The sequence below is a fragment of the Pseudomonas sp. TREG-RG-20F-10-E-6-01 genome (genome assembly GCF_022662455.1).
Lineage (GTDB): Bacteria > Pseudomonadota > Gammaproteobacteria > Pseudomonadales > Pseudomonadaceae > Aquipseudomonas.
On the sequence record NZ_JAKNQP010000010.1, the window covers coordinates 1 to 17,042 of the forward strand.

The 17,042-nt window shown below is 61.2% G+C and carries 17 protein-coding genes; 8 read left to right on the forward strand and 9 right to left on the reverse strand.

The genetic code is table 11. The features are described from left to right. Positions 1-186: 186 nt before the first annotated feature. Positions 187-633, reverse strand: coding sequence for an Lrp/AsnC family transcriptional regulator (locus tag L8K08_RS23675; protein WP_242200335.1), 447 nt, complete (start codon positions 631-633; stop codon positions 187-189). Between the two features lie 160 nt (positions 634-793). Between L8K08_RS23675 and yedA the strand changes: the two genes are divergently transcribed. Both yedA and L8K08_RS23685 read left to right on the forward strand, forming a co-directional pair. Further along, a complete protein-coding gene (gene yedA / locus L8K08_RS23680) occupies positions 794-1,690 on the forward strand; it encodes a drug/metabolite exporter YedA (protein ID WP_242200337.1) in 897 nt (298 codons plus the stop codon). A gap of 48 nt (positions 1,691-1,738) precedes the next feature. Continuing rightward, the gene (locus L8K08_RS23685; protein ID WP_242200340.1) at positions 1,739-3,076 is read left to right on the forward strand and encodes a DEAD/DEAH box helicase; all 1,338 of its coding nucleotides are present in this window, start codon (positions 1,739-1,741) and stop codon (positions 3,074-3,076) included. A 122-nt stretch (positions 3,077-3,198) separates the two neighbouring features. Here the strand turns inward: L8K08_RS23685 and L8K08_RS23690 are convergent, their stop codons facing one another. Both L8K08_RS23690 and L8K08_RS23695 read right to left on the reverse strand, forming a co-directional pair. Then, positions 3,199-4,425 carry a TIGR03862 family flavoprotein gene (locus tag L8K08_RS23690; protein WP_242200341.1) on the reverse strand — a complete coding sequence of 409 codons (1,227 nt, stop codon included), beginning with the start codon at positions 4,423-4,425 and terminating at the stop codon, positions 3,199-3,201. Between the two features lie 170 nt (positions 4,426-4,595). Continuing rightward, positions 4,596-5,516 (reverse strand): histone deacetylase, encoded by a 921-nt coding sequence (locus L8K08_RS23695; RefSeq protein ID WP_145162292.1) that lies wholly within the window; start codon positions 5,514-5,516, stop codon positions 4,596-4,598. A 76-nt stretch (positions 5,517-5,592) separates the two neighbouring features. On the opposite strand from L8K08_RS23695, the gene L8K08_RS23700 reads away from it, so the two are divergent. Genes L8K08_RS23700 through L8K08_RS23710 form a run of 3 tightly spaced genes read left to right on the forward strand, consistent with a single transcriptional unit; the run spans position 5,593 to position 7,657 of the window. Next, positions 5,593-6,162 (forward strand): GNAT family N-acetyltransferase, encoded by a 570-nt coding sequence (locus tag L8K08_RS23700; protein ID WP_242200343.1) that lies wholly within the window; start codon positions 5,593-5,595, stop codon positions 6,160-6,162. 41 nt (positions 6,163-6,203) lie between these two features. Continuing rightward, the gene (gene tesB / locus L8K08_RS23705; RefSeq protein ID WP_242200344.1) at positions 6,204-7,073 is read left to right on the forward strand and encodes an acyl-CoA thioesterase II; all 870 of its coding nucleotides are present in this window, start codon (positions 6,204-6,206) and stop codon (positions 7,071-7,073) included. Continuing rightward, on the forward strand, positions 7,070-7,657 hold the full coding sequence (locus L8K08_RS23710; protein ID WP_242200345.1) for an HAD family hydrolase: 588 nt from the start codon (positions 7,070-7,072) through the stop codon (positions 7,655-7,657). Before tesB ends, L8K08_RS23710 begins: the two co-directional genes overlap by 4 nt. A 135-nt stretch (positions 7,658-7,792) precedes the next feature. Here the strand turns inward: L8K08_RS23710 and L8K08_RS23715 are convergent, their stop codons facing one another. The 3 genes from L8K08_RS23715 to L8K08_RS23725 all read right to left on the reverse strand — a co-directional run bounded on the left by L8K08_RS23715 (position 7,793) and on the right by L8K08_RS23725 (position 10,255). Beyond that, positions 7,793-8,779, reverse strand: coding sequence for an alpha/beta hydrolase (locus tag L8K08_RS23715; protein ID WP_242200347.1), 987 nt, complete (start codon positions 8,777-8,779; stop codon positions 7,793-7,795). Continuing rightward, positions 8,780-9,667 (reverse strand): neutral zinc metallopeptidase, encoded by an 888-nt coding sequence (locus tag L8K08_RS23720; protein ID WP_119740949.1) that lies wholly within the window; start codon positions 9,665-9,667, stop codon positions 8,780-8,782. Between the two features lie 171 nt (positions 9,668-9,838). After that, positions 9,839-10,255 carry a membrane lipoprotein lipid attachment site-containing protein gene (locus tag L8K08_RS23725; protein WP_145162277.1) on the reverse strand — a complete coding sequence of 139 codons (417 nt, stop codon included), beginning with the start codon at positions 10,253-10,255 and terminating at the stop codon, positions 9,839-9,841. Positions 10,256-10,452: 197 nt separating this feature from the next. On the opposite strand from L8K08_RS23725, the gene L8K08_RS23730 reads away from it, so the two are divergent. Next, complete coding sequence (locus tag L8K08_RS23730; protein WP_242200348.1) at positions 10,453-11,331, forward strand: DMT family transporter; 879 nt, start codon at positions 10,453-10,455, stop codon at positions 11,329-11,331. Between the two features lies 1 nt (position 11,332). Here the strand turns inward: L8K08_RS23730 and L8K08_RS23735 are convergent, their stop codons facing one another. Further along, the gene (locus L8K08_RS23735; RefSeq protein WP_145162271.1) at positions 11,333-12,667 is read right to left on the reverse strand and encodes an MFS transporter; all 1,335 of its coding nucleotides are present in this window, start codon (positions 12,665-12,667) and stop codon (positions 11,333-11,335) included. Between the two features lie 221 nt (positions 12,668-12,888). On the opposite strand from L8K08_RS23735, the gene quiC reads away from it, so the two are divergent. Both quiC and L8K08_RS23745 read left to right on the forward strand, forming a co-directional pair. Beyond that, positions 12,889-14,790, forward strand: a complete 1,902-nt coding sequence (quiC, locus tag L8K08_RS23740) for a 3-dehydroshikimate dehydratase QuiC (RefSeq protein ID WP_242200350.1) — start codon at positions 12,889-12,891, stop codon at positions 14,788-14,790. 81 nt (positions 14,791-14,871) lie between these two features. Continuing rightward, positions 14,872-15,537, forward strand: a complete 666-nt coding sequence (locus L8K08_RS23745) for a TetR/AcrR family transcriptional regulator (RefSeq protein ID WP_145162264.1) — start codon at positions 14,872-14,874, stop codon at positions 15,535-15,537. Between the two features lie 114 nt (positions 15,538-15,651). Here the strand turns inward: L8K08_RS23745 and L8K08_RS23750 are convergent, their stop codons facing one another. Together L8K08_RS23750 and aroQ are read right to left on the reverse strand one after the other, a co-directional pair. Beyond that, positions 15,652-16,500 carry a shikimate dehydrogenase gene (locus L8K08_RS23750; RefSeq protein ID WP_242200353.1) on the reverse strand — a complete coding sequence of 283 codons (849 nt, stop codon included), beginning with the start codon at positions 16,498-16,500 and terminating at the stop codon, positions 15,652-15,654. Positions 16,501-16,505: 5 nt separating this feature from the next. Further along, positions 16,506-16,946 carry a type II 3-dehydroquinate dehydratase gene (gene aroQ, locus L8K08_RS23755; protein ID WP_145162258.1) on the reverse strand — a complete coding sequence of 147 codons (441 nt, stop codon included), beginning with the start codon at positions 16,944-16,946 and terminating at the stop codon, positions 16,506-16,508. Between the last annotated feature and the right edge of the window lie 96 nt (positions 16,947-17,042).

Here is a 17,042-nt window from a genome sequence, read left to right on the forward strand (position 1 = left end):
CACCTCCTAATGGGCCTCATTTTAAGGCTTGGAGGTGTCTACGAAACTAGGGGCGATTCAATATGACAGCTGCGTTTGACTAGGAAAGGCAGAGTCAGCGTTACTGGCTTTAGTTTTTTCGAATCCGGGCTACCCATGGTTTAGAGTTATCTTTAGATTTGAACCTGTCCATTACGCTTCGCTCTTTTAATTCCTCTCCAACTGCCCCAACGGCACGCGCCGCGCTATCGCGCTCGACAAAATGATCGAGGTTTTGCTGAACCCGAACTTCGCCACCCGGTTGATCAGGTTCTCCAGCTCCGGCATCGAGCCCACCGCGGCCTGCATGATCACGCACGGGTCGCCTGTTACCCGATGACATTCGGTCAGCTCGGGGATTTCCGCGAGGGCGTCGTAAACCTTCTGGCTGCCGTTGTTGGTCAAGCGCAGTTCTATCGTGCATTGAATCGGCAGGCCGATTTTGGACAGGTCGACCTTGGCCTGATACCCGGTGATCACCCCGCTGGCTTCCAGCTTGGCCACGCGTTCAGCCACAGCAGGGGCGGAGAGGTTTACGGTGCGGGCCAACTGCGCATAGGAAGCGCGGCCGTCTTCGAGCAGGGCGCTGAGGAGCATGCGGTCGTATTTGTCCATGATAAGGCTCCGGTGATGCGTAGCTTTCGAATGCACGGGTTATAGCCTTCATAACCATGTTTTGAAAAGTGTATGGGCGCTTTAAACAGGTTTTGTAACTTATGTTCAGCGTGCTGCCTTTTTAGAATAAGCCTCCCATTTCCTGCCGCAGAGCTACCCAATGCCTGGCCCACGTCGCTTTCCCTTACCGTTGATTGCCGCTTTTTTTGCGCTGTATGTGATCTGGGGTTCTACCTACCTGGTGATTCGAATCGGCGTGGAGTACTGGCCGCCGTTGATGCTGGGCGGGATTCGATTCCTGGTGGCGGGGTTGGTGATGTATGGCTATTTGCGCTGGCGCGGGGCGCCTGCGCCGACGTGGGTGCAGTGGAAGGCCGCGGCCAAGATCGGCGTTTTGCTGCTGACCTTTGGTAATGGTGCGGTGACGGTGGCCGAGCACACCGGCGTTGCTTCCGGCGTGGCCGCGTTGGCGGTGGCGACGGTGCCGTTGTTCACGTTGCTGTGTGGGTATTTCTGGGGCGCGCGTAATACCCGCCTGGAATGGGCCGGGGTGGTGCTGGGGATTATCGGCATCGCCATGCTCAACATGGGCTCCAACCTGCAATCGAGCCCGACTGGCGCCATGTTGCTGCTGTTTGCCGCTGCCTCCTGGGCCTTCGGCTCGGTGTGGAGCCGGCACTTGCCGTTGCCTGCTGGCGCCATGGCCAGTGCGGCCGAGATGATCATCGCCGGTGCCCTGCTGCTGGTGGGCAGTGCGTTGACCGGTGAGCGCCTGCATGCCGTGCCGCCGATTGAAGGCTGGCTGGCCTTGGCTTACCTGGCCGTGTTCGGCTCGATCATCGCCTTCAATGCCTATATGTACCTGCTCAAACACGTGCGCCCGGCGGCGGCGACCAGTTATGCCTACGTGAACCCGGCCGTCGCGGTGTTATTGGGTATTGTCTTCGTCGGCGAGACCATCGGCATGGAGGAAGCCTTGGCGATGCTGGTGATCATCAGCGCGGTGTTGCTGATCAGCCTGCCCCAGTGGCGAAAGCCCAAGCCGGAAATAAGGTAAACTGCCGCGCATTACGCCCTTGCGCTGAATTTTTCCTACGGTAAACACATGACTTTCGCCACCCTTGGCCTGATCGAACCCTTGCTGCGCGCCCTTGAGACGCTTGGCTACCAGACCCCGACGCCGGTGCAGGCGCAAGCCATTCCGGCGGTGCTGGCCGGTCGCGACCTGATGGCCGCGGCCCAGACCGGCACCGGCAAGACCGCAGGTTTCGCCTTGCCGCTGCTGCAACTGCTGACCATGGAAGGGCCGAAAGTCGCCGCCAACTCGGCGCGCGCGCTGATCCTGTGCCCGACCCGCGAGCTGGCCGAGCAGGTTCACGCCAGCGTCGCCGAATACGCCCAGCACCTGCCGCTGACCACCTACGCGGTGTACGGCGGCGTGAGCATCAACCCGCAGATGATGAAACTGCGCAAGGGTGTCGACATTCTGGTCGCCACGCCTGGCCGCCTGATCGACTTGTTCCGCCAGAACGCGCTGAAGCTCAACCAGCTGCAAACCCTGGTACTGGATGAAGCCGACCGCATGCTCGACCTGGGCTTCTCCGAAGAGCTGGCGAACATCTACCGCATGCTGCCGAAAAAGCGCCAGACCCTGCTGTTCTCCGCGACCTTCTCCGATGAAATCCGCTCGCTCGCCGGGCAGATGCTCAACGACCCGATGAGCATTGAAGTGAGCCCGCGCAACGTCGCCGCCAACACCGTGAAGCAGTGGGTGGTGCCGGTGGACAAGAAGCGCAAGCCGGAGCTGTTTGTGCACCTGATGCGCAAAGGTCGTTGGAAGCAGGTGCTGGTGTTTGCCAAGACCCGTAACGGCGTGGATGCGCTGGTGGACAAGTTGCAGGGCCTGGGCATCAATGCCGACGGCATCCACGGCGACAAACCGCAAGCAACCCGCCAGCGTGCGCTGGATCGCTTCAAATCCAGCGACGTGCAGATTCTGGTGGCCACCGACGTGGCAGCCCGTGGCCTGGACATCGAAGACTTGCCGCTGGTGGTCAACTTTGACCTGCCAATCGTGGCCGAAGACTACATTCACCGTATTGGTCGCACCGGCCGTGCGGGCAACACCGGTGAGGCGATTTCGCTGGTGTGTGCCGATGAGGTGAACATGCTGTCGGCCATCGAGATGCTCACGCGTCAGACCCTGACCCGCAAAATGGAGCCGGATTTCGAACCCGAGCACCGCGTGCCGGACACCGACGCCAGTGGGCAAGTGGTGAAGAAACCGAAAAAGCCGAAGAAACCCAAGGCGTCGGGCGGTGGCGGCGGTAAGCGTAATTTAGGTAAGTGGGTGGACAGCGGGGACGTAGCGCCGGCTGAACCATCGATCAAGCCGGTGCGTAAGGTGCCGGTGTTCAACACCGGGCCGCGCAAGAAGAAGTGATTTTGCGGCGCTGCTGATGGCCTCATCGCAGGCAAGCCAGCTCCCACCTTTTGAATGTATTCACAGCTCAAAATGTGGGAGCTGGCTTGCCTGCGAGGGCGGCTCTGAATTCACCGCCGATTTCAGCGCCTAAGCCACTCCAGCATGCCCCGCGCCGCTGCCCGCCCACTGGCAAAGCACCCCGTCAGCAAATAGCCGCCCGTCGGCGCTTCCCAATCGAGCATCTCCCCGGCGCAAAACACGCCCGGCAATTGCTTGAGCATCAACCGCTCATCCAGCGCCTCAAACGGCACACCACCTGCGGTGCTGATGGCTTCATCCATCGGCCGGGTTTTCACCAGCGTCAGCGGCAGTGCCTTGATATCCACCGCCAGCTGCGCCGGATCATGAAAGTGTTCCGCAGGTGCCAACTCACGCAACAGCGCCGCCTTGACCCCGTCCAGGCCCAACTGACTGTGCAAATGCTTGCTCATCGAGCGCGAACCACGCGGCTTGGCCAGTGCAGCCTGCACCTTGTCCAGCGGCTTGCTCGGCAGCAGGTCGATATGCACCGTGGCTGAGCCATCGCGATTGATCGCTTCACGAATCGGCGCCGAGAGCGCGTAGATCAAGCTGCCCTCGATGCCCATGGCGGTGACCACGCATTCCCCCAACCGAGGCTTGTCATCCGCTACACCGATGGCGACGTTTTTCAACGGCGCGCCCGCGAATTTGCTCACCATCAACTCGCTCCAGGCTGACACCTCAAAGCCGCAATTGCTCGGTTGCAGCGGCGCGTAAGGCACGCCTTTGTCTTCCAGCAACGTGAGCCAGGCGCCATCGGAGCCCAGGCGCGACCAGCTGCCGCCGCCCAAGGCCAGCAACACAGCATCGCTGTGGACAGTTTTTTCGCCGTCCGGGCTGTGGATAAGTAGACCGCCGTCGGCCGTCCAGCCCAGCCAGCGATGGCGGGTGTGGATAACCACGCCTTGATCGCGCAGGCGTTTGAGCCAGGCGCGCAGCAGCGGGGCGGCTTTCATGTCGGTAGGAAACACGCGGCCGGAAGTGCCGACAAAGGTTTGTATGCCCAGCCCTTGAATCCACTCGCACAACGCCTCGGCACCGAACGCTCGCAGCAGCGGCGCCATGTCCGGCGCGCGTTCGGCGTAGCGCGACAGGAACGCCGGGTACGCCTCGGAGTGGGTGATGTTCATGCCGCCCACGCCCGCGAGCAGAAACTTGCGGCCCACCGATGGCATGCCGTCATACAGGTCTACCCGCACGCCCGCCTGGCTCAAGACTTCAGCGGCCATCAGCCCGGCTGGGCCGCCGCCGATAAGAGTGACGTGTCGAGAAGGAAGCTGAGGCATGGGCAAGGCTACGGTCGCTGAATAGGCCGAGCATTCTACCCGACGGCAGCGTGGCTGCCTGATCAAAAAACGTACACTTTCCTACAGGCCATACGGCTGTTCGCTTTCAGGCGCTTACGCTCAAGTTATCCACAGGCCGTTCCACAGGCATTGTGGGTAACGCTCACACTTCAATGACAGCCTGATGACGTCCACACCCGCTGAGCGCTGTGGTGCAGGATGCCATGGCGGCGGGCCAGGGCCGGGCGGTCTTTGCTGTAGCCGCCACCGATCACGCCCATCACCGGAATGTCGCGGCCCAGACAGTGGCGCATCACGCTTTCATCACGGGCGGCAACGCCTGCGTCTGTCAGCTTGAGGTAACCGAGGGCGTCATCCTTGTGCACGTCCACACCGGCGTCGTACAGCACCAGGTCAGGCTGATAGAGCGGCAGCAAGTAGTTGAGCGCATCGTCCACCACCTTGAGGTAATCGGCGTCGCCCATGCCCATGGGCAGCGGGATGTCCCAGTCGCTCTGGGCCTTGCGTGCGGGGAAGTTCTTTTCGCAATGCAGTGACACGGTGATGGCATCCGGCGTGTCGTGGAGGATGCGTGCAGTGCCGTCGCCCTGGTGCACGTCGCAGTCGAAGATCAGCACGCGGTTGACCCGGCCGCTGGCCAGCAGGTAATGGCTGATCACCGCCAGGTCATTGAAGATGCAAAAGCCGGCCGGGTAATCGTAATGGGCGTGGTGGGTGCCGCCCGCCAGGTGGCAGGCCAGGCCGTGTTGCAGCGCTTGTTCGGCCGCGAGGATCGAGCCGCCGACCGCGCGCACGGTGCGCCGCGCCAGGGCTTCGTTCCACGGCAGGCCGAGGCGCCGTTGGTCTTCGCGGGACAACTCGCCGCCCATGTAGCGTTCGATATACCCAGCGTCATGGGCCAGGGCCAGAATCTCGGGTGGGCACAGTTCGGGGCGCAGCAATTGGCTGTCCTCGGTCAGCCCGCTGTCCACCAGGTGATCGCGCAACAGGCGAAACTTGTCCATGGGAAACCGGTGGTCTGCCGGGAACTCAGGGCTGTAGTCATCGTGGTAGATCAATGGCAAGGGCATGGGATTTTCTGACGGGAACCTGCGAAGGATCTTACCAGCGCTGTACACTCACGCACATGGCAAGGGAGGGGGACCCATGGAGCCGATACTGGAATTGGAAAGCGCGCGCTTGCTGCTGCGCCAATGGCGCGACAGCGACTTAACGGAATTTGCGCGCATGTGCGCCGACCCGCAGGTGATGCGTTATTTCCCGGCCAAGTTGAGCCACTTGGAAAGCGCGGCGTTGATTGGCCGGATTCGCGGGCATTTCGCTGAATACGGCTTTGGCCTGTGGGCCTTGCAGCGCAAGGACACCGGCGAATTTATCGGCCTGACCGGGCTGCTGAATGTCAGCTTTGAAGCGGACTTTACCCCGGCGGTGGAAATTGGCTGGCGCCTGGCCCGCGAGCATTGGGGTTTGGGCTACGCCAGTGAGGCCGCGTGGACCGCGCTGCGGTGTGGTTTCGACCGACTGCAGTTGGATGAAATTCTCGCCTTCACCACCGAAACCAATCTGCCATCACAAAAAGTCATGCAGGCCATCGGTATGCATTACGATCCCCAGGCAGATTTTGAACACCCCAAGGTCGCAGCCGATGACCCGCTGCGCCATCATGTTTTGTATCGCATCACCCGCGCCCAATGGTTGGACACGCTGCACGGATAAGCAGCCCGGAATGCCCTCTCGATTGTTGTAGGAGTTGCTCTATGAGCCAAGTATTGGAAGATCTGGTGGACTTGCTGACGCTGGAGCCGATCGAGGAAAACCTCTTTCGCGGCCGCAGCCAGGACCTGGGTTTTCGCCAACTGTTCGGTGGCCAGGTGCTGGGCCAGTCGCTGTCGGCTGCCAGCCAGACCGTAGAAGAAGCGCGACATGTGCATTCCCTGCATGGTTATTTCCTGCGCCCCGGCGACGCGTCATTGCCGGTGGTGTATTCGGTTGACCGTGTGCGCGATGGCGGCAGTTTCAGCACGCGCCGCGTCACGGCTATCCAGAAGGGCAACCCGATTTTCACCTGCACCACTTCGTTCCAATATGACGAAAAGGGCTTTGAGCACCAGACCACCATGCCTGTGGTGGTCGGCCCGGAGAACTTGCCGTCCGAGCTGGAACTGACCAAGCAGCGTGCGCACCTGATCCCCGAGCACATGCGCGACAAGTTGCTGTGCCCCAAGCCGATCGAAGTGCGCCCGGTGACTGAAAAAGACCCGTACAACCCGCAGCCGTCCGACCCGGTCAAGTACGTGTGGTTCCGAGCCGATGGCGCGCTGGCCGACGCGCCCGCGCTGCATAAATACCTGCTGGCCTACGCCTCGGATTTCGGCTTGCTGACCACCTCGTTGCTGCCCCATGGCAAGACTGTGTGGCAAAGAGATATGCAGGTCGCCAGCCTCGACCACGCGCTGTGGTTTCATGCCGACCTGCGCGCCGATGACTGGTTGCTGTACGCAATGGACAGCCCGTGGGCCGGCAACTCGCGCGGTTTCTCGCGCGGCAGCGTTTACAACCGCGCCGGGCAACTGGTGGCCTCGGTGACCCAGGAAGGCTTGATTCGTCATCGCAAGGACTGGGCATGAGCCTGTCGGACGTTAAGCATTGGGTGTTTGACATGGACGGCACCCTCACGGTGGCCGTGCATGATTTTGCGGCGATCCGCGTGGCCCTGGAGATTCCGCCCGAGGACGACATCCTCACGCACCTGGCGGCCTTGCCGGAGGACGTGGCGGCGGCCAAGCACGCGTGGTTGCTTGCGCACGAACGCGAGCTGGCTGTGGGTTCAGTGGCGGCGCAAGGTGCGGTGGAGCTGGTGCGCGAGCTGGCCGGGCGCGGGTATCGCCTGGGCATCCTGACGCGCAATGCGCGCGAGCTGGCGCATATCACCCTGCAAGCGATTGGCCTGGCGGACTGCTTTGCCGTCGACGATGTGCTGGGGCGTGAAGATGCGCCGCCCAAGCCGGACCCGGGTGGGTTGCTGAAACTGGCAGAAGCTTGGGAGGTTTCGCCGGGCGAAATGGTGATGGTCGGGGATTACCGCTTTGACCTGGATTGCGGGCGGGCGGCAGGGACGCGCACGGTGCTGGTGAACCTGCCGGAGAACCCGTGGCCGGAACTGGCGGATTGGCATGCTGAAGATTGTGCGGTGCTGCGCCGGATGATCTAAACCAGGCACTGAAGAGCCAATGTGGGAGCGGGCTTGCCCGCGAAAGCGGTGGATCAGTCACTGATGAGTCGACTGAAAATCCGCCTTCGCGAGCAAGCCCGCTCCCACATTTTTATCCGGTTTCGTCAGCTGTTTTTACTTAGGGAACAACACCTTCTCACCCTCAGGCGAAGTAAACATCTTATCCCCATCGTGCCCCACCCCTGGCACCTCCACCAACCTCTGAGTCAGCTGCGGATGACGTTGCTTGAGGTAGTCAAAGTAGTTGTGCCCACGAATCAGGCGATACGCACCCTGGGTTTCGGCCTCGCAGCTTTTATCCAGCGCCGGGTGGTTCGGGTCGGTGTCCTGCTGGCCGAGCAAGTAGGTGATGTCGCGTGACACGTAAGCCTGCTCAAGCTGCTGGGCACTCTGGCCCTTGGCGTAGTCCGGCAGGTTTTGCATGCCGTACTTCCAGTCGTTGAAGCCAGGGCAACTGGCCGTGTCGAATGTCACCGGGCGTTGCGGGCTGAAATAGGCGTAGGACGACGGGTTGGCCACCACATAACGCAGGCTGATGCCTTCGGTTTGCAGCAGCGGGTGGTCGTGGCCGGTGAGGGCGAAACGCTGCACCACCTGGCCGCCGCCGGAATGGCCGGCCACTACGATTTCCTTCAACGCCGGGAACAGCTTGCGGTTGCCCAGGTGCTTGATGATCTGGTCCAGCGCGCCGTAGGAACTGAGCTGACCTGGGCCCGTCGAGGCGTCGCCGGCCATCCAGTCATTGCCGTTCCAGCGCAGCACCTGGCTGCCCAAGTGGTTGCGCTTTATGTCGGACTCGTTGAGAAATTGCGGCGCGATCACCAGGGTTTTGGCCGCAATCCCGGCGTTTTCGGCGGCATCTTCGCCGCTTTGCAGGTAGGTCTGTGCATTGCGCAGGCGGCCATGCACGATGATCAGCGCGCGGGTCACGTTGGGCAGCGGCTGGTTCCAGTCCTGGCTCAAGCCCAGGCTCAGGTCACCGGCGTCCAGGTGGAAACGATCGGGGCTGACCACCTTGACGCCGTGTTCTTTCTCGGCGGCCCAGGTGGAGGAGGAACAGGCAATCATCACGCCGAACAGCAATCCCAATCGTTTATTCATCTAAAGACTCTTCGCTGTAAAAGTGTCGCATTGAGTGATCTGGCCCGCTGCGAAGCCGGTTTTGAACCAGCGAACGCGCTGCGCAGAGGTGCCGTGGGTAAACGAGTCCGGCACCACGCGGCCCTGACCCTGCTGTTGCAAACGGTCATCGCCGATGGCGTTGGCCGCATTCAGTGCTTCTTCGATATCGCCGGGCTCCAGCCAGTTCAGGCGTTTTTGCGCACGGTTGGCCCACACCCCGGCGAAGCAGTCGGCTTGCAGTTCCTGGCGTACCAGCAGGCCGCCGTCGCCTTGCATCTGGCGGCCCTGCTGGCGCGCGGCTTGAATCTTGGCCGAGATGCCCAGCAGCGTTTGCACGTGGTGCCCGACTTCGTGGGCGATCACGTAGGCCTGGGCGAAATCGCCGGCGGCCTGGAAGCGTTGCGACATTTCCCGGAAGAAATCCAGGTCCAAATACACCTGCTGGTCAGCCGGGCAATAAAACGGGCCGCTGGCCGAGGTGGCGCCACCGCAGGCGGAATTGACCCGACCACGGAACAGAATCAGTTTCGGGTTCTTGTAGACCAACCCGTTTTCCTTGAACACCTGGCCCCAGGTGTCTTCAGTGTCACCCAGAATCGCGCGGACGAAATCGGCCTGCTGGTCATTGGCCGGCGGTGCCTGGCGCGACTGCGTGCTCACTGACGGCGCTTGCTCCGCCTGGCCGGTCAACTGGCCGAGGATCTGCAGCGGGTCCTGGCCGGTCAGCCAGCCAATACCGACGATCAGCACAATTGCCGTCAGGCTCAGCCCCTTGCCGCCGCCAAACCGCATGCCGCCACCGCCGCCGCCACTGTCATCGCGGGCATCTACCACGTTGTCGCTGCGTCGGCCTTTTTTCCATAGCATGGGGCAATCCTCTCGTTAAACCTGTCGAACACTTTTGTAAGAGCAGTGTTGTTGGTGCGTATGAATGGCGCCAGCCCGGCTGTCCGACAAGCAACAAGAGTTGCCTAGTATTGCTGCTGTCAGGCCGTGCAGGCAGGGGCGCCAGATGAAAGTTGTGTCAGCTTGATTGGGTCAGTCGCGGCAATAGCCTTCGCCGGTATCGACGATCAGGCAGTCCTTTTTATCCGCCAGCCATTTCAGGCCAGTGGCCTCGCCGTCGCCGGCGCTCAATTGTTGCGGGCCGTCCGGGCGGGTAAAGGCGATACCGTCTTCGTTGGCTTCACCTTTGAAGGTGCCTTCGTCGTCGGCGTCAAGGCCGTACTTCATGGTCAGAACGTAGTGGCCGCGGCCGATGCTGTCGTCCTTGGCGATGGTCAGGTTCAGGCCTTCGACGCCGATCCACTTGCCGACCCATTTGTCGGTGGGCGGCGTGGCCGGTACCAGGGTGGCCTGCACCGAGGCCGGGGCGGGCTTGGGCGCTTCTTTGGACTCTTGGTTACAAGCAGTGAGCAGGACGAGAGCAGAAAGAGCAAAGAGTGTCTTTTTCATAGCGGCAAGGCCTTGGTTAAAAAGTGCAACGCGCGGGCAAAGGTGCAGCGTTGGACTCGAATCCGGTGATTTAGTGCGCTGTTCGCACGCTGTTTGGTTATGCTCTTGGGGCGCACGCAGGCCCGCCTGCTAGATTACCGGGTTGAGCGCTTGCGTGTTCAGTGCTCAGCATTCAGCCCGCCATGCAAGAGAATTCAATGACTGTCAGTACACCCCTTTCCGGCGTCAACCATCCCTTCAAAGGCATTCTGCTGATTGTGGTGGCAACGTTTTTGTTTTCCAGCCACGACGCCTTGTCCAAATACCTGGCCGGGTTCTACCCGATCGTGATGGTGGTGTGGGCGCGGTACCTGGTGCACACCTTGCTGATGGCCGGCATTTTCCTGCCGCAGTCGGGCTTGCGCGTACTGCGCAGCAAACGCCCGGGCATGCAGGTGGTGCGTGCGTTGTGCCTGCTGGGCACCAGCCTGTTTTTTACCGCGGCGCTGCACTACATCCCTTTGGCGGAAGCCACGGCGGTGAACTTCCTGGCGCCGATCCTGGTGACAGCATTGTCAGTGCCCTTGCTTGGTGAACACGTGACACGTGGCCAATGGCTGGCGGTGATCTGCGGGTTTGTCGGCGTGCTGATCATCATCCACCCCGGCGGTGAGCTGTTCACCCCTGCGGTGCTGCTGCCGCTGTGTTCGGCGTTGTTCTTCTGCTTCTACCAGCTGCTCACGCGCATCCTCAGCCAATACGACACGCCGACCACCAGTAACTTTTTCGCCGGCCTGTGCAATACCCTGGTGATGAGTGCGATGGTGCCGTTCTTCTGGCACTTGCCCACGGTGTGGCATGGCGTGCTGATGCTGGCGCTGGGCACGTGCGGCATGACCGCGCACTTGATGTTGACCCAGGCCTTCCGCTTTGCGGCGCCGGCCTTGCTGGCGCCGTTCGGCTACTGCCAGATCGTGTTTGCGGGGTTGTTGGGCTGGCTGGTGTTCAACCATACCCCCGACATGACCACGGTGGTCGGCATCGGGGTGATCTGCATGAGTGGGTTGGCCGCTGCCTGGCAGCAGCGGCGGCGCTGAATCAAGCCTCGACTGTTGGAATCTTGCGAGGCGCCATGAAGTACATCCAGGTCAGCGCGATGAAGTACATCGCCGGGATCAGGGTGAACAGCACGGTGTAGTTGTTGTTCGTGACTGTGAGGATGTGGCCGACGATCTGCGTCATGAACATGCCGCCGATGGCTGCGCACATGCCGCCGAAACCGAACACCGTGCTCATCATGTGCTTGGGCGTGTAGTCCATCACCAGGCTCCAGATGTTGGCGGTCCAGGCCTGGTGCGCGCCGATGGCCAGGGAGATGGCGAACACGGCGACCCACAACTGGCTGGAGCCGGCGGCCATGATCACGCCGACGATGCAGCAGGCAAACAGCAGCATCGACAACAGCCGCGCCTTGATCGGATTCATCCCACGGCCGATCAGGAATGACGACAGAATTCCCCCACCCACGCTGCCGAAGTCGGCTGTCAGGTAAATGATGATCAGCGGGATACCCATTTGGGTCACGTTGATGCCCAGGTTGTATTGCTGGTTCAGAAACGGTGGCAGCCAGTACAGGTAGAACCAGAACACCGGCGCGGTCAGTGCGTAGGCGAGGGCGAAGGCCCAGGTGCCGCGCATGCGCAGGATGCGGCTGAAAGGCACGCTGGGTTGCTCCGGTTCGACTTCCTGTAGCACGTAGTCCAATTCGGATTTTTTGACCGTCGGATGGTCTTCCGGGTTGTAGTACTTCAGGCCCCAGCACACCAGCCAGATCCCGCCCAGTGCCGACATGCACAGGAACGCTGCCTGCCAGCCCCATACGTGAAGGATCAATGGCAGCAGCATCGGCGTCATCATCGCGCCCACATTGGTGCCGGCGTTGAAAATACCGGTGGCCACCGCGCGCTCACCGGCCGGGAACCACAACCGCGTGGTCTTGACGCAGGCCGGGTAGTTGGCGGCCTCGGTCAGCCCGAGAACGAAGCGGCAGACCATAAAGCCGACGGCCGACGTCGCCAGGCCATGGGCGCCCGTGGCGATGCTCCAGAGCAACACGGCGCAGAAAAACACGCGCTTCACGCCAATTCGGTCAATCAGCCGGCCTTGCAGCACAAAGCCGATGGCGTAGCCGACCTGGAACCAGAAGTTGATGTTGGCGTAGTCCATCGCCGTCCAGCTCATCTCCTTGGCCAGGATCGGTTGCATCACGCCCAGCGCGGCGCGGTCGATGTAGTTCAGGGTGGTGGCGAAGAACACCAGGGCCAGCATGCCCCAGCGGGTTTTGCCCACGGCCATGGCGCCGCGGATTTTGTCGCCGATGCCGCTGTGCGGATTGCTGTGGCGCACGGCCACGGCGGGAGTTTGCGAAGGCATGAGGTCGTACCCGTTTTTTTGAAATTTTTATGGTGTGTTCTGGGTCTTGATACGTGTTCGATGGTGCGCAGTGGCTAAAAACTCGTCAATTCGCGGATTACCATTTTGTTCGATAATCGCCCAAAAAACTAACCGGTTCGTACATTTCAATTGCTGTGCACAGTTTAGCGGCCAATAATTTGCCGTAAATAAGACGAGCCTCATTTGTCGGGAGTCGCCCCATGCAACGCTCCATTGCCACTGTTTCCTTGAGTGGAACCCTGCCGGAAAAACTCGAAGCCATCGCCGCTGCCGGGTTTGATGGTGTGGAAATCTTCGAAAACGATCTGCTGTATTACGACGGCAGCCCACGGGAAGTTAGGCAGATGTGCGCCGACCTGGGTATCGCCATCACCTTGTTCCAGCCGTTTCGCGACTTTGAGGGCTGCCGCCGCGACCGCCTGGCGCGCAACCTGGAGCGCGCCGAGCGCAAGTTCGACTTGATGCAGGAACTGGGCACCGACCTGGTGCTGGTGTGCAGCAACGCTTCGGCCGATTGCGTCGGCGATGAGCAGATTCTGCTCGACGACCTCAGCCTGCTCGCCGAGCACGCCGGCCGCCGTGGCCTGCGCATCGGCTATGAAGCGCTGGCCTGGGGCAAGCACGTGAATACCTGGCAGCAGGTGTGGAACCTGGTGCGCCAGATCGACCACCCGAGCCTTGGCGTGTTGCTCGACAGCTTTCACACCCTGTCGCTCAAGGGCGACCCGAGTGCAATCGCCCAGATCCCGGGCGATAAAATCTTCTTTGTGCAAATGGCCGACGCGCCGATCCTGGCCATGGACGTGCTGGAGTGGAGCCGGCATTTCCGCTGCTTCCCGGGGCAGGGCGAGTTCGATCTGGCGGGGTTTCTCGCGCCGATTATCCAGAGTGGCTACAGCGGGCCGTTGTCTCTGGAAATTTTCAACGATGGCTTTCGCGCAGCCCCGACGCGGGCGAATGCGGCGGATGGCCTGCGCTCGCTGTTGTACCTGGAAGAGAAAACCCGCGAGCGCCTCAAGCAGCAAGCGCCTGCTCAACCGGTCGACCTGCTGTTTGATACGCCCGCCGCCAGCGAGTACGACGGCATCGAATTTCTTGAGTTTGCCGTGGATGAAAACCTCGCTGCCAAGCTCACGCAATGGCTGGAGCGCCTGGGTTTCGTCAAGGCCGGGCAGCACCGTTCCAAGAGCGTGAGCCTGTTGCGCCAGGGCGATATCAACTTGATCCTCAATTGCGAACCCTATTCTTTTGCCCACAACTTTTTTGAAGCCCACGGGCCGTCGCTGTGCGCCACTGCGATTCGGGTCAAGGACAGCGCCAAGGCGTTGCAGCGGGCGGTTGCTTACAAGGGCCAGCCTTATCGGGGGCTTGTAGGGCCAAATGAGCTGGAGCTGGCCGCTGTGCGTGCGCCGGACGGCAGCCTGATTTACCTGGTGGATCAGAACGCAGGCGGGCTGTACGGCACCGACTTCAATCTGCAACCGACTGCCACCTCAAGCGGCGGCCTGCTGCGCATTGACCATATGGCCATGGCCTTGCCCGCCGACAGCCTCGACAGTTGGGTGTTGTTCTACAAGAGCCTGCTGGATTTCGAAGCCGATGATGAAGTGGTGCTGCCTGACCCGTACGGCCTGGTGAAAAGCCGCGCGCTGCGCAGCCGCTGCAGCTCGATTCGCCTGCCGTTGAACATTTCCGAGAACCGCAACACGGCGATTTCCCACGCGCTGTCGAGCTACCGCGGCTCGGGTGTGCACCACATCGCCTTCGACTGTGCGGACATTTTCGCCGAGGTGAGTCGGGCCAAAGAGGCGGGTGTGCCCTTGCTGGACATCCCGCTCAACTACTACGACGACCTGGCGGCACGCTTTGATTTCGACGACGAGTTCCTCAGCGAGCTGGCGTACTACAACGTGCTGTACGACCGTGACGCTCAGGGCGGTGAGCTGTTTCATGTGTACACCGAGCCGTTCGAAGGGCGGTTTTTCTTCGAGATCATCCAGCGCAAAAACGGCTATGCCGGGTATGGCGCAGCCAACGTGGCAGTGCGCCTGGCGGCGATGGCCAAATCGCGTAGCGGGGCGCCGCGACAAGCACGGTTGTGACGGCGCGGCCAGGTGCTTCCTTCGGGAAGCGCCTCGGCCCATAATCGCGGCCTGCACAACAAAAATGGCCGTGAGCGCACCATGACCCTGACCCCCGACCTCTCCGCTGTGTCAGACGCACCGCGCAAGAGTCGTAAGAACAACCCGGAAAAGACCCGCGAAAACATCCTGCAGGAAGCGATCGTCGAGTTTGTCCAGCAGGGCCTGTCCGGCGCTCGCGTGGATGCCATCGCCGAGCGCATCCACACCTCCAAACGCATGATTTATTACTACTTCGGCAGCAAGGAGCAGTTATACGTCGAGGTGCTGGAGAAGCTCTACGGCGACATTCGCAATACTGAAACCCGCATGAACCTCACCGCCCTGGAGCCGCGCGAAGCGATTCGTCGGCTGGTGGAATTCACCTTTGATCACCATGACCAGAACGTGGATTTCGTGCGCATCGTCTGCATCGAAAACATCAACAACGCCGAATACGTGAAGCGTTCGGATTCGATCAAGGCGATGAACAGCAATATTCTCGAAGCGCTTGGCGCCACCTTGCAGCGCGGCGTTGAGATGGGCGTGTTCCGTCAAGGGCTGGACCCATTGGACGTGCACTTGCTGATCAACTCGTTCAGCTTTTACCGAGTGTCCAACCGCCATACGTTCAGTGAGATCTTTCAGATCGGGTTGTCGGACGAGGCGGTTAAACAGCGGCATCGGGAGATGATTTGTGAAGCGGTGATGCGTTACCTGCAAGCCTAATCCTGTGGGAGCTGGCTTGCCTGCGATGACGGTGTGTCAGCTACATCAATATTGACTGTTCAAGCGCTATAGCAGGCAAGCCAGCTCCCACATTTCTGGATTGGGGTTCTACAGTTAAGTATTCATGCTCTGGAAGTGCGCCAACATCCTCTGCGCATCCGGCCTTTCACCACTGAACAGCTCAAACGCTTTTACCGCCTGAAACACCGCCATGTTGCCGCCATCCAGCGTGCGGCAGCCCAAGGCGCGGGCATCGCGCAGCAGCTCGGTTTCCAGCGGGAAATACACGATTTCTGCGACCCATAATGCCGCCCGCAACAGATGGGCAGGCACCGGCGTGCCGGGCAGCTTGGCCATGCCCATCGGCGTGGTGTTGACCAGCCCATCGGCCTCGGCCATGGCGCTTTCCAGGTGGTTGCCGACCTGCGCGCGCCCGGCGCCGAAACGCTGGGCAAGGTTATCCACCAGGTCCCGAGCGCGGGTCACGTCCACGTCGAAAATGCTCAGGTGGTGCACGCCCTCGGCCAGCAGCGCGTGGGCCACCGCCGCGCCCGCACCGCCGGCACCCATCTGCACGACATGCTGGCGCGCGACGTCATTCAAATTGCGCCGGAACCCTTCGGCGAAGCCCAGGCAGTCGGTGTTGTGGCCGATGCGTTTGCCGTTCTTGAACACCACGGTGTTGACCGCGCCAATGCCCTTGGCTTCGTCGGACAATTCGTCGAGCAACGGCAGAATCGCCTGTTTGCACGGGTAGGTAATGTTCAAACCGGTGAACTGCATCCTCTCGGCGGCGTGCAGCAGGTCGGGCAGGGCATTGATGTTCAGTTGCAGCGGTTCCAGGTCGATCAGGCGATACAGGTAGCGCAAACCCTGGGCATCACCTTCCTGCTCATGCAGGGCAGGCGTGCGTGAGGCTTGGATACCTGAGCCGATCAGGCCGGCGAGGATGCGCGGTTTCATCGGCCTCACCCTTTCAACGTGTGGCTGAAGTGTTCCAGGGCCAGGTGGTAACCATGGCTGCCGAACCCGGCGAGCACCGCCTTGGCAATGGGCGACACAAACGAGTGATGCCGAAACGCCTCACGCGCGTGCACGTTGGATAAATGCACCTCGATCACCGGCACTTCGCTGGCCACCAATGCGTCGCGAATCGCTACCGAGGTGTGGGTCCAGGCTGCCGGGTTGATCACGATGCCGGCGCAACGGGCGCGGGCGCCGTGGATCCAGTCGAGCAGTTCGCCTTCGTGGTTGGTCTGGCGGAATTCGATTTTCAGCCCGAGTTTTTCCGCGCTGCGCCCGCACAGGGCGGCGATGTCGGCCAGGGTTTCATGGCCGTAGGTGGCGGGCTCGCGGGTGCCGAGCAGGTTGAGATTAGGGCCGTTGAGCACCAGCACGATGGGCGGCATTTTGGGGTATCTCCACAGTTATTATTGGTTGTGGAGATAAAATGTACTGGATGGTTAATTTGGTCAATTGACGGCGGCGGATCTGTTCGATTATCG

What these genes read in the sequence shown, in the direction of transcription:
- L8K08_RS23685 (WP_242200340.1), top strand. Translation starts at nt 1,739, where the DNA reads ATGACTTTCGCCACCCTTGGCCTGATCGAACCCTTGCTGCGCGCCCTT.
- L8K08_RS23735 (WP_145162271.1), bottom strand. Translation starts at nt 12,667, where the DNA reads ATGCCTTCGCAAACTCCCGCCGTGGCCGTGCGCCACAGCAATCCGCAC.
- tesB (WP_242200344.1), top strand. Translation starts at nt 6,204, where the DNA reads ATGAGCCAAGTATTGGAAGATCTGGTGGACTTGCTGACGCTGGAGCCG.
- L8K08_RS23700 (WP_242200343.1), top strand. Translation starts at nt 5,593, where the DNA reads ATGGAGCCGATACTGGAATTGGAAAGCGCGCGCTTGCTGCTGCGCCAA.
- L8K08_RS23730 (WP_242200348.1), top strand. Translation starts at nt 10,453, where the DNA reads ATGACTGTCAGTACACCCCTTTCCGGCGTCAACCATCCCTTCAAAGGC.
- L8K08_RS23725 (WP_145162277.1), bottom strand. Translation starts at nt 10,255, where the DNA reads ATGAAAAAGACACTCTTTGCTCTTTCTGCTCTCGTCCTGCTCACTGCT.
- L8K08_RS23715 (WP_242200347.1), bottom strand. Translation starts at nt 8,779, where the DNA reads ATGAATAAACGATTGGGATTGCTGTTCGGCGTGATGATTGCCTGTTCC.
- quiC (WP_242200350.1), top strand. Translation starts at nt 12,889, where the DNA reads ATGCAACGCTCCATTGCCACTGTTTCCTTGAGTGGAACCCTGCCGGAA.
- L8K08_RS23750 (WP_242200353.1), bottom strand. Translation starts at nt 16,500, where the DNA reads ATGAAACCGCGCATCCTCGCCGGCCTGATCGGCTCAGGTATCCAAGCC.
- L8K08_RS23745 (WP_145162264.1), top strand. Translation starts at nt 14,872, where the DNA reads ATGACCCTGACCCCCGACCTCTCCGCTGTGTCAGACGCACCGCGCAAG.
- yedA (WP_242200337.1), top strand. Translation starts at nt 794, where the DNA reads ATGCCTGGCCCACGTCGCTTTCCCTTACCGTTGATTGCCGCTTTTTTT.
- L8K08_RS23710 (WP_242200345.1), top strand. Translation starts at nt 7,070, where the DNA reads ATGAGCCTGTCGGACGTTAAGCATTGGGTGTTTGACATGGACGGCACC.
- L8K08_RS23675 (WP_242200335.1), bottom strand. Translation starts at nt 633, where the DNA reads ATGGACAAATACGACCGCATGCTCCTCAGCGCCCTGCTCGAAGACGGC.
- aroQ (WP_145162258.1), bottom strand. Translation starts at nt 16,946, where the DNA reads ATGCCGCCCATCGTGCTGGTGCTCAACGGCCCTAATCTCAACCTGCTC.
- L8K08_RS23690 (WP_242200341.1), bottom strand. Translation starts at nt 4,425, where the DNA reads ATGCCTCAGCTTCCTTCTCGACACGTCACTCTTATCGGCGGCGGCCCA.
- L8K08_RS23695 (WP_145162292.1), bottom strand. Translation starts at nt 5,516, where the DNA reads ATGCCCTTGCCATTGATCTACCACGATGACTACAGCCCTGAGTTCCCG.
- L8K08_RS23720 (WP_119740949.1), bottom strand. Translation starts at nt 9,667, where the DNA reads ATGCTATGGAAAAAAGGCCGACGCAGCGACAACGTGGTAGATGCCCGC.